Here is a 9,786-nt window from a genome sequence, read left to right as displayed (position 1 = left end):
CAGTGGCGCCGAGGTTGCCCGCGGTCACGTTGGCGAACTCGGTCTTCACCGTGCGCACGGCGGTCTCGTAGTTCGACCGGGCGATGCGCATCTTCGAGTTCTCGATGTACTGGTTGTAGAAGGGGATGGCCACCGCGGCCAGGACGCCCAGGATCGCGATGACGATCATGAGCTCGATGAGGGTGAAGCCCTTGCGGTCTTTCATCTTGGAGTGGATCTGGCGGATCATGCGGTTCCTCCTTGTGGGTGGCGAGCTCTCGGCTCTCGGTTTGGGTCTCTTGTGGGTTCCCGGTGCATCGCGTCCGTGCGCCCCCTCCTTCTCCCCCCCTCCCCGGTCCGTCGGCTTCCGTTCCGCATCCTGTCTGGCGAGCGTATCGGCTCTCGCCGGTCGGCCCTTGAGTGAGCAAGGGGTGTGCCACGCGATTTTCTTCTTGCGGCGCTTCCCGGCTTCGCCCCGTAACACCGCTCCGGACGGGGTTTTTCGGCATTCGGAGCCCGTGGGCGGCGGGGCCGGGGCGCAGGCGGAAGTGACGATTTTCGTCACTTCCCGTGACCAATCGCGGCACCGGGGTGAAGGGGATTCCGAAACTCAGGCGCTCCAGAAGGCGAAGAGATCCCCGGGGGCCGGGGCCAGGGGCCGGTGGCGCACGGCGAAGGATGCCCCGTCGGCCAGGCGCCGCCGTAGCTCGGCTCCATCGAGTCCGGCGAGCCCGGCGGGGCCGGGGTTGCCCAGGAGGCGCAGGGCTTCGGGGTTGGCCAGGGAGACGGCGCCGTCGGGGGTGAGGGCGATCACCCCCACGGGAAGGGCTTCCAGGATGTCGGCGGGCCCGGGGCCCTCGGCAGCCCCCGTGGCCTGGACGGCCCCGGCGTCGGGCCGACCCGCGAGCTCGTCCATGAGCCAGTCGATGGAGGAGATCTCGGCCCTCTGGGCCTCGAGCTGGGCGGTGAGGCGCTCGTTCTCCCGGCGCAGGCGTACGGCCTCCACCACGTCGGCGATGGTCTCGCGGAGCACCGTGTCGGGGCAGGTCTTGACGAGGAACTTGTACACCGCCCCTTCGTTGATGGCGGCCAGGATGACCTCGACGTCGGTGTAACTGGTGAGCACCAGGCGCACCGTGCGCGGGTAGCGCAGGCGAAGCTGTTTCAAGAGCTCCACGCCGGTCATGCCGGGCATCCGGTGGTCGGCCACCACGATGTCCCAGGGGCCTTGGGCGGCGAAGCGGTCGAGCACCGCCTGGGCCGACTCCTCGAAGGCGAGCTCCCAGGGCTCCTTGCGAAACATCCGCTGGAGCGCCTTGAGGATGTTGGGCTCGTCGTCCACGAAGAGGACCTTGACGCGGTCTTCCATCGGCTTTCCTTCCTTTCCCTCTGTTCCGATGCGGTATCGGGAGCCCCGCTCGCCCGACGCGCGGGCGCACGCAGTGCGCCCCTACGCCGCCTCCTAGCCCGCCCGTAGGGGCGCACAGATGTGCGCCCGCCTGGGAGGGACCACTGCCCCAAGGGGGCCATCGATTCGCCCGATGTGCGGGCGCACCCAGTGCGCCCCTACACCGCCGCCGGGGTCCGCTGGCTGTCGGGCGGGGTCACGGGGAGCCACACGGTAAAGGTGCTCCCCTCGCCGACCCGGCTCTCCACCCCGATCTCGCCCCCGTGCTCCCGAACGATGCCCAGGGCCAGGTGCAGGCCGAGCCCCGTGCCCTGCCCTACCGGTTTGGTGGTAAAGAAGGGGTCGAAGAGCCGCGCCCGGTGCTCGGGCGCAATGCCCCGGCCGGTGTCGGAAACGGACACGGCCACCCGCTCGCCCTCGGTCCAGGTGCGGATGGTGAGCACCCCCCGCTCCTGCATGGCCTGGGCGGCGTTGACCAGGAGGTTGAGGAACACCTGATTTACCTTCTGGGGCGAGCACAGCACCGGGGGCAGCTCGCCGTAGGCGCGCACCACCTCGCACCGGTGCTTGAGCTCGTTGTGTACCAAGCTGATGGTGCTGTCGAGCCCCTGGTGCAGGTCCGTGCGCTCCCAGCGGGCTGTGGCCGGGTGACTGAAGGCCCGCAGGTCGTCGATGATGCGCTGGATGCGGTCCACCCCCTGCCGGCACTCCGCCACCACGTCGCCGAGGTCCGAGACCAGGTAGGCCACCTCGCTGTCCTCCCAGTCCCGGCAGCGCTCGTTCCAGGCGCGGGCGGGGTCCTCGCGCCCCTGGCGCACGCCTTCGGCGGCCTCCCGGGTGCGCTCCCACACCGCGGCCAGGCTCGCCGCGTACTCGGCGAGCCTGCCCAGGTTCCACCCGATGAAGCCCATGGGGTTGTTGATTTCGTGGGCGATGCCAGCCGAGAGCTGGCCGACGCTGGCCATGCGCTCCGACTGCAAGAGCTGTTCTTCGAGCTTGCTCTCCGCGGTGATGTCCTGGTAGCGCACCAGCACCTTGACGACCCGTCCCTCCCGGCACAGGGGGAAGAAGTGGAGCCGGTAGATCGTCCCGCCCGGGGTGCGCAGCACGTCGCGGGCGCGACGGCGGGTCTCCATCACCTGTGCCAGACCCGCGATCACTGCCTGGGCCCCCAGCTCGTGGAGCACCTCCCTGCACGGGCGGCCCAGGATCTGGGCGAAACGCCTGCCGGTGAGAAGCGCCATCGCTCGGTTGGCGCGGCACACGGTGAGGGCGCTGTCCACCAGGAGGCTCGGGTCGGCAATGACGTCGAAGATGGCTTCGAGCTCGTGCTTCGCCTGGAAGATCTTCACGTCCAGGTCGGGGCGTCCGGTGAGGTCGAGCAGGGAAATGCGGCACCGGCCCTCCCCGGGTTGCCCGCGACGTTCACAGGACCACAGGAGCGCACGCGGCCCCGCCGGCGTGTCGACGGTTCCCACGTCGCGATCGGCACACAGATGGAGCGGCCGATCCACCTCGTCCGGAGCCCCGCACGAAGAGCAGCCGAAGCCCAGCGCTTCCAGGGGCATCCCCGCCAGGTCCGCCGGAGATCGCCCCAGCACCGCGGCGGCGCCCTCGTCGGCCCACAACACCCGGCCGCACTCGGCCGCTTCCAGACTCCCCCCGGGCGGGCCGGGCGACCCCGCGGCACCCGGGGTCATCATCCCTTGCCCTTGATGTGGCTCTCGATGACCTCGTAGAGCCGCTTGAGGTGGGCCGTAAGGGGCGGGCAGGTGAAGTAGTCGCCCTTGGCCACGGTGGCGACCTCGCGCCCGCCGAACCAGAAGGGCAGGGCCTGGGCCACGTGGCTCACCTGGTCGGTGCGGTGGGGGCAGCCTTCGTTCTGGCACAGGAACACCACGGGCACCTTGTCGCCCGTGATGGGCCACAGGATGGGGCGGGTGCGCCGGCTGGGGCAGGTGTCGGCGATCTTGCCGGCCTTCTCGATGATGTAGGCCTTGACTCTGGGAAGGAACATCCGGCACAGCACCCGCACCGCTTCCGGGTCCAGGTACCGGTTCTCGGCCAGGTAGTTGAGCTCCTTCATCGTCTCGAAGCTGCGCCCCTTCGCCTCTTTGCCGACCATCTCCAGAAAGACGTTGGCGGTGACGAGCACCTTCTCGGCCGGAGCCAGGTAGTCGGGGTTCTCCTGGGCGGGACGCCCCTCCTCGTCGGTCACGGCGTGGTGCATGCGGATGAGCTCCGCGACCTCGGGCGCGGCCCCCAACTGCTGCGCCAGCTCCGACGAGCGGACCACGTGGGTGTCGGCGTCGGCGTTGGAGGCGCCGAGCAGGCTGAGGTCTTGCAGCAAGGCCGCCATGCCCAGGTGCACCAGCCGGCGCCGCCGCACTTCGGGGTCGGAAGGGCCCCCCCACGAGGCGAAGATGGCCATGGCCACGAAGGCGGCGTTGATGCCGCCCCCGAGCACGGCCTCGCTTCCGCCAGCCGAGAGAGCCTCGATGAGCACGGGCAGGAAGGCCGGGGAGGCCAGAAGGGTTTCCACGGCGCGGCCGAAGCAGGTCTCGATGTCCCGAAGCTCAGGGCTGGTGGCGATCAAGCCGTGGAGGATGCGCAGATCGGTGTCGTTGGCGGACCGCACTTTCTCCACCAGGCTGGTCAGGGACCGGACCAGGTGCTCGCGGTAGTGGCACAGCGTGGCCTCGCTGGGGACAAGGCAGATGGGCCCGAAGCACACGCCTTCACTCTGGAGCTGCCGGGCCAGGAGGGACTTGAGGTACTTGGGGGAGAGCGTCACGTTGGCGGCCAGGAGGGGGGCACCGTTGAGGCCGTCCAGGACAGGTTCCGCGAGCGTCAGCCCCAGCTCTGCGAAGCCGGCCCGCTCCAACTGGTCCGCCACCGCAAACACCTGGGTGGGGTCGCCGGCGAGCTGCGTCCTGAGCGCATCGCGGGGTTTGCCCAGCTCGAAGGCGAGCAAGCCGAACAGGTCCTTGTGGACAATTCCACGATCCATCGGCTGGGGCTTCCTTCGGGGAGAGGCAGGGGGCGCCGGAGCGGCCCCTGCCGTGAGGCCAGCGTACGTATCGGCCCACGCCGTCCGGACCTGAAGGGGAAAACGCGGGTGGCGAGCGGGGTCCGGGAGCCCCTGCGCTTCGCCGCTGGCGAGGAAGGGCGAGTGTCGCGAAGCCCAGGAGGGGCGGGAGCGACCCCACAATCCACGACGTTCGGAAGGAGCGTCACCAGGGGAGCCGGTGCGCCGAGCCGCACCGATTTCGCCGGGCTGCCGCGGATCGGTCGATGCGGTACGGGGCCCCGGTTCGACAGGGCAGGGGCTCCCGGCCCCCGCCCCAGGATTAGGTGCTGTATCCTGGACACCCGGCTTCCTTGACGCTTCTGCGGCGTTCCCGTATACAGGAAGTGCCTTCGTCGAGGGGCCTCCATGACCAGTCCTGCCAGGAACCTCCCCGAGATCCTTGCTCGGATCGCCCATCCCGAGCTCCCCTGGGCGCTGGAGTGCGTGTTCCGCACGTTCAACGAGATCGTGCGGATCGATCCCACCCAGTCCTGGCGCAAGATCCTCTACGACGCCTCCCGCGTCATCGTGGAGTTCCTGGGGGCCCAGGCCGCCTCCATCCGGCTCCACGAGCCGCACCTCAACCAGATGGTGTCCTTCGGCTCCTACCACTACGACGAGAGCCACCGGGAGACCGCCATCCCCTTCGACGAGAGCATCGCGGGGCGGGTGGTGGCGAGCCAGAAGACCTTCGTCGTCCCCGACCTGGCCGCCAGCGCCGACTACAAGGACAAATCGGTGCTCGACCAGGGTTTGCGGTCCCTCATGACCGTGCCGCTGGTCATCCCCCGGTTCATGGAGGAGGGGGACGACATCCGCGGGGCGATGCACATCTATTACGGGGAGGCCTCTCGAACCTTCACCGAGCTCGAGATGCTCACCGCCGAGCTCATGGCCCAGCGCCTGAGCTACGTAATTGCGCGAAAGCGCATCCTGGACCTCAGGCGCGTCAACCAGAAGAAGGAGTGGCTGGTCGAGAAGATCTTCTCCAAGCTCTCCCTCGACCGCGGCATCAAGATGAAGGACCTCTTCCGCCTCATGGTCGAGGAGCTCCAGGACATCATCAAGATCCAGAGCTGCTCGCTCTTCGTGGTGGGGGACGAGGGCACCTCGGCCGCCCTGGAGAGCGGCTGGCCCGAGCAGGGGGGGTACCACACGGTGGGCAAGGTCTTCCGGGTGGACGAGCACCCCTACCTGCGGGCCGTCATCTGGCAGGACCACCCCATGGGCGACTTCGAGAACGAGCGGATGTACCCCTCGTACCTCCTGGTGAAGAACCCCCAGGCGAGCTACCTGGTCACCGAGAACCTGCGGCGGTTCGCGAGCGCCCACGACATCAACTCCATCCTCTACGTGCCGCTGCGCATCGGCGACCGGGTGAATTACGTGCTGGTCTTCGACGCCGTGGAGCGGCGGCGCTTCTTCTCCGACGAAGAGATCGAGATCCTCACCTTCTTCGGAAAGCAGATCACCCAGGCCCTCGAGATCGAGCGGCTCGACGACATCCTCCACGACTTCAAGAACCCGGCCATCGCCATCGCGGGGTTTTCCCGACGCGTGCGCAAGATGCTCGAGAGGGGCGACGACCGGCGGGACGAGATGCTCCAGCACCTGGACGTGGTGATCCGGGAGGGGACCCGGCTCCAGGAGATGGCCATGAGCCTCTACCCCATGGCCCGGCCCGAGGAGCTCGACTTCTCCGAGGTGGTGCGGGGGCGCTTCCTCATCAACGAGGAAGCCATCCGGGAGCAGAAGCGCGCGGGCATCCGGGTGGAATCGGAGCACCTGACCCCGGGGCTCAAGGTGCGCACCTGGCGGCTGGCCCTGGAGCGGGTGCTCGACAACCTGCTCAACAACGCCACCAAGGCAGTGCCCGCTGCGGGGGGAACCCTCTCGGTACGCACCTTTGCCCAGGCCGGAATGGCGCACCTGGAGATCACCAACAGCGGCCGCATCCCCCAGGACGAAATCTCGCGCCTGCTCTCCGCCGACGTGGCCGGCCGGGGGCTCAACATCGTCTACCGGTTCGTGCACTCCATGGGAGGGCACGTGGAGGTGCGTACCGACGCCCCCGGCGACACCACGACCTTCCGCATCTCCTTGCCCCTGATCGAAGGCGCATGACGTCCCCTCCCCCGGATCGCCTGGTGGGCGCCCTCTCGGAGGACGGGGGGCTCCTGGTGCGCGCCGCGGTGACCACCGCCCTGTGCGAAGAGGGGCGAAGGGCTCACCAGGCCTCTCCCACGGCCACCGCGGCACTGGGCCGGGCGCTCACGGGGGCTCTCCTCCTGGGGAGCCTGCTCAAGGGGCGCCAGACCGTGCTCCTCCAGTGGCGGGGGGGAGGCCCCCTGGGCACGGTGCTGGCGGAGGGGCGGCCCGACCTCACGGTGCGCGGGTACGTAGCCCACCCCGAGGCCGACGTGCCCTCCCGGGGCGGCAAGCTCGACGTGGGCGGCGCAGTGGGCCGGCGCGGCGAGCTGGTGGTGGTGAAGGATCTGGGGCTTCGGGAGCCCTACGTGTCGTGCGTCGCCCTCCAGTCGGGCGAGCTCGGCGACGACCTGGCCTACTACCTGCTGACGAGCGAGCAGATCCCCTCGGCGGTGGGGCTCGGGGTCCACGTGGGGGCGGACTACCGGGTGGCGGTGGCCGGCGGCGTGCTGGTGGAGGCGCTGCCCGGCGCGCCTCCCGAGCAGGTGGAGCGGGTAGCCGAGAACATGGGGGCACTCAGTTCTTTAACCCGCCTCCTGCGGGAGTCCGCGGAGCCCGAAGCGCTGGTGGCGGCCGCCCTGGCGGGGATCCCCTACCGCACGACCGCCCTGGGCGCCCCCCGGTTCACCTGCCGGTGCGGCCCGGAGCGCCTCCAGGCGACCCTCTCGGCCCTGGGACCCGAGGAGGTGCGCGAGGTGCTGGAGCAGGAGGGCGAGCTGCGGGCGCGCTGCGCCTTTTGCGCCAGCGAGTGGCGCAAGGGCTCCCTCGAAGCCGAGTGGGAGCGGGCTTCCGGCAGGGGGTGAGGGTGAACGGTGCGGGGGACGGGGGCCTCCCCTCCGGCGACGCAGGATCCCGCGAATTTGTGGGAGTCCGGTGCGTTCCAGCGGGGGAAGCAAGGGGATCTCCAGTCCGCAAGGGCGTCGCCAAGGCCGCCTGCGCCGCCTACGGGGAGACCCCCGCCCCCCGGCAGATAGTGGAGCGGCTACGGCCGGGCTACCAGCACCGAGCAGGGGGCGTGCCGCGCCACGCGGCTCGCGTTGGGGCCGAGCAGGCGCTCACTCCCTTCGGGGTGGTGGGCGGCCATGACGATGAGGTCGGCCCCGATGGTCTCGGCCATCTCCAGTACGCGCCGGTACACCGACCCCTGGGCCACGACCACCTGGACCTCGATCCCCGCCGGAATCTTCTGCTTCACGAGGTCGTGGAGCGCCGCCTTGGCCTCTTCCACCATCGCCTCCTCCGCCCCCTTCGGGAAGAACTGACCCACCAGGGGCAGCCCCATGTCGGGCACCACCGTCATCACGTGGAGCTGCGCCCCGAAGCACTGGCACAGCCGGGCGGCGGTCTCCAGGCCGGGGCGCCGCTCGGTCTGCCACTCCACGTCGACGGGCACCAGGATGTGTCGGTACATGAACTTTCTCCTCCAGCGAGGCTGGGCCTCAGACCATCGAGGCGTGACCGTTCCTTTCGCTTGTGCCGGGCGGAATCGAAATCGCAATCGGGGGTCGGGGTCGATTTCGCTATCGATTTCGATTTGGACCGGGTGACCAAGGGCCACGTGGATCCCTGCGGCGCGCCCGAACTCCCGGCGGCGCTCAGCCGGTTCCGGGCGCAGGCTGTGCGCCCCTACGAACCCCCGCCCCCCACCGGGGTGAGGACCGACATCGTCGCGGTCACGCGGCGGCCGGAACCTGGGGCCGGCCCCGGGCTCGGCGCTTCTGGTAGAAGAAGAGCGCCCAGTACAGCACGACGCCGATGGCCTGCACGGGCTCGCGCCCGAAGGGGAGGAAGTCGGCGTAGATCGCCGGGCGAAACATCACGGTGCAGAGCACCAGCAGGAAGAGCCGCTCGTACCACGTGCACCGGTCGCCGAAGAAGCCCCGCAGCGCCGCGGCAAAGGCGAACATGGCGAGCACCGAGACGACGAAGATCCAGGCGATCTTGAGCGGGCTCGTGATCCACACGATGTGCCCCAGGGCGTCCACGGAGTCCACCATGAGGAGGTCCGTGTTGTAGAGGAAGATGAAGGGCAGGATCGCCGTGCGCAGATCGTAGGAAAAACCCTGAAGGCCGGTCTTGATGGGGTCGGACCGGGCAATGGCCGCCGCCGCATAGGCCGCGAGCCCGACCGGGGGCGTGTCGTCGGCCAGGATGCCGAAGTAGAACACGAAGAGATGGGCGGCGATGAGGGGAAAGACCAGGCCGTGCTGGGCCCCGAGTTCCACGATGACCGGGGCCGTGAGGGTCGCCATGACGATGTAGTTCGCGGTCGTAGGCAAACCCATCCCCAGGATCATGCTGGTGATCGCGGTGAAGACGAGCATGAGCACCACGTTGCCCATGGAGATCGTGTCGATCAGGGTCACGAACCGCCCCACGAGCCCCGTGCTCGTCACCACCCCCACGATGATGCCGGCGGCGGCGGTGGCCACCCCCACGGAGATCATGTTCCGGGCGCCGTCGATAAGCCCAGTCCAGACATCCCGCACTCCCTGCACGGCAGCCGCGGCGAGCACGGGGCCCTTGGCGGCACCCTCGAGTTCCCCGGCCCGCTGGAGCGCTCCCAGCCCCAACCACGCCAGGATCGGGCGCTGCACGAGCATGATCACCGTCAACGACTCGATGGCCAGCAGCGCCGAGGTGATGGCCGAGCGCCGGAGCACCACCAGGTAGAAGAGCAGCACCCCGAGCGGGATCAGGTAGTGGAGGCCCCCCAGAAAGGTCTTCACGAAGGGGGGGAGCTCCGCCCGGGGGATGGCCCGGATGCCGAGCTTCAGGGCTTCCAGGTGCACGACGTAGAAGAGCGCCAGGTACGAGACGACGGCCGGGATGAGGGCGGCCCGCACCACATCGAGGTATGGGATGCCCAGGATCTCCGCCATGATGAAGGCGGCCGCGCCCATGATCGGGGGCATGAGCTGGCCGTTGGTGGAGGCGGCCACCTCGATTGCGGCGGCCTTGTAGGCGGGCAGCCCGACCTTCTTCATCAAGGGGATCGTGAACGTGCCGGTGGTGACGGTGTTGGCGATGGAAGAGCCCGAGACGAGCCCCGTGAGCCCCGAGGCCACCACGGCCGCCTTGGCGGGCCCGCCCCGGAACCCGCCGAGCCCAGAGAAGGCCA

8 protein-coding genes are annotated in these 9,786 nt (G+C 69.4%); 2 read left to right on the top strand and 6 right to left on the bottom strand.

Annotation, left to right across the window (positions count from 1 at the left end; translation table 11 throughout):
• The 4 genes from AB1578_18745 to AB1578_18730 all read right to left on the bottom strand — a co-directional run.
• Nucleotides 1-229 (bottom strand): prepilin-type N-terminal cleavage/methylation domain-containing protein (locus tag AB1578_18745; GenBank protein ID MEW6489933.1); only part of this gene is annotated, 229 nt, incomplete at its 3' end.
• Nucleotides 230-589: 360 nt separating this feature from the next.
• The gene (locus AB1578_18740; GenBank protein MEW6489932.1) at nt 590-1,348 is read right to left on the bottom strand and encodes a response regulator; all 759 of its coding nucleotides are present in this window, start codon (nt 1,346-1,348) and stop codon (nt 590-592) included.
• Between the two features lie 197 nt (nt 1,349-1,545).
• Nucleotides 1,546-3,090 carry an ATP-binding protein gene (locus AB1578_18735; protein MEW6489931.1) on the bottom strand — a complete coding sequence of 515 codons (1,545 nt, stop codon included), beginning with the start codon at nt 3,088-3,090 and terminating at the stop codon, nt 1,546-1,548.
• Nucleotides 3,087-4,397 carry a hypothetical protein gene (locus tag AB1578_18730; GenBank protein ID MEW6489930.1) on the bottom strand — a complete coding sequence of 437 codons (1,311 nt, stop codon included), beginning with the start codon at nt 4,395-4,397 and terminating at the stop codon, nt 3,087-3,089. Before AB1578_18730 ends, AB1578_18735 begins: the two co-directional genes overlap by 4 nt.
• 426 nt (nt 4,398-4,823) lie before the next feature.
• Here AB1578_18730 and AB1578_18725 point away from each other — a divergent pair, with 426 nt between their 5' ends.
• Together AB1578_18725 and AB1578_18720 are read left to right on the top strand one after the other, a co-directional pair.
• Nucleotides 4,824-6,581 carry a GAF domain-containing protein gene (locus AB1578_18725; protein ID MEW6489929.1) on the top strand — a complete coding sequence of 586 codons (1,758 nt, stop codon included), beginning with the start codon at nt 4,824-4,826 and terminating at the stop codon, nt 6,579-6,581.
• Nucleotides 6,578-7,468, top strand: a complete 891-nt coding sequence (locus AB1578_18720) for an Hsp33 family molecular chaperone HslO (GenBank protein ID MEW6489928.1) — start codon at nt 6,578-6,580, stop codon at nt 7,466-7,468. Before AB1578_18725 ends, AB1578_18720 begins: the two co-directional genes overlap by 4 nt.
• Nucleotides 7,469-7,647: 179 nt before the next feature.
• Here the strand turns inward: AB1578_18720 and AB1578_18715 are convergent, their stop codons facing one another.
• Together AB1578_18715 and AB1578_18710 are read right to left on the bottom strand one after the other, a co-directional pair.
• The gene (locus AB1578_18715; GenBank protein MEW6489927.1) at nt 7,648-8,076 is read right to left on the bottom strand and encodes a universal stress protein; all 429 of its coding nucleotides are present in this window, start codon (nt 8,074-8,076) and stop codon (nt 7,648-7,650) included.
• A 262-nt stretch (nt 8,077-8,338) separates the two neighbouring features.
• Nucleotides 8,339-9,786: TRAP transporter fused permease subunit (locus tag AB1578_18710; protein MEW6489926.1), on the bottom strand; the 1,448-nt coding region annotated here is incomplete at its 5' end.

It is taken from the genome of Thermodesulfobacteriota bacterium, from assembly GCA_040756475.1.
Taxonomy (GTDB): Bacteria; Desulfobacterota; Deferrisomatia; order Deferrisomatales; family JACRMM01; genus JBFLZB01.
This window is presented reverse-complemented; position numbering and strand designations above follow the sequence as displayed.

Coding starts and splice junctions, on each gene's coding strand:
- AB1578_18735 (MEW6489931.1), bottom strand. CDS start 3,090: ATGATGACCCCGGGTGCCGCGGGGTCGCCCGGCCCGCCCGGGGGGAGT.
- AB1578_18740 (MEW6489932.1), bottom strand. CDS start 1,348: ATGGAAGACCGCGTCAAGGTCCTCTTCGTGGACGACGAGCCCAACATC.
- AB1578_18725 (MEW6489929.1), top strand. CDS start 4,824: ATGACCAGTCCTGCCAGGAACCTCCCCGAGATCCTTGCTCGGATCGCC.
- AB1578_18720 (MEW6489928.1), top strand. CDS start 6,578: ATGACGTCCCCTCCCCCGGATCGCCTGGTGGGCGCCCTCTCGGAGGAC.
- AB1578_18730 (MEW6489930.1), bottom strand. CDS start 4,397: ATGGATCGTGGAATTGTCCACAAGGACCTGTTCGGCTTGCTCGCCTTC.
- AB1578_18715 (MEW6489927.1), bottom strand. CDS start 8,076: ATGTACCGACACATCCTGGTGCCCGTCGACGTGGAGTGGCAGACCGAG.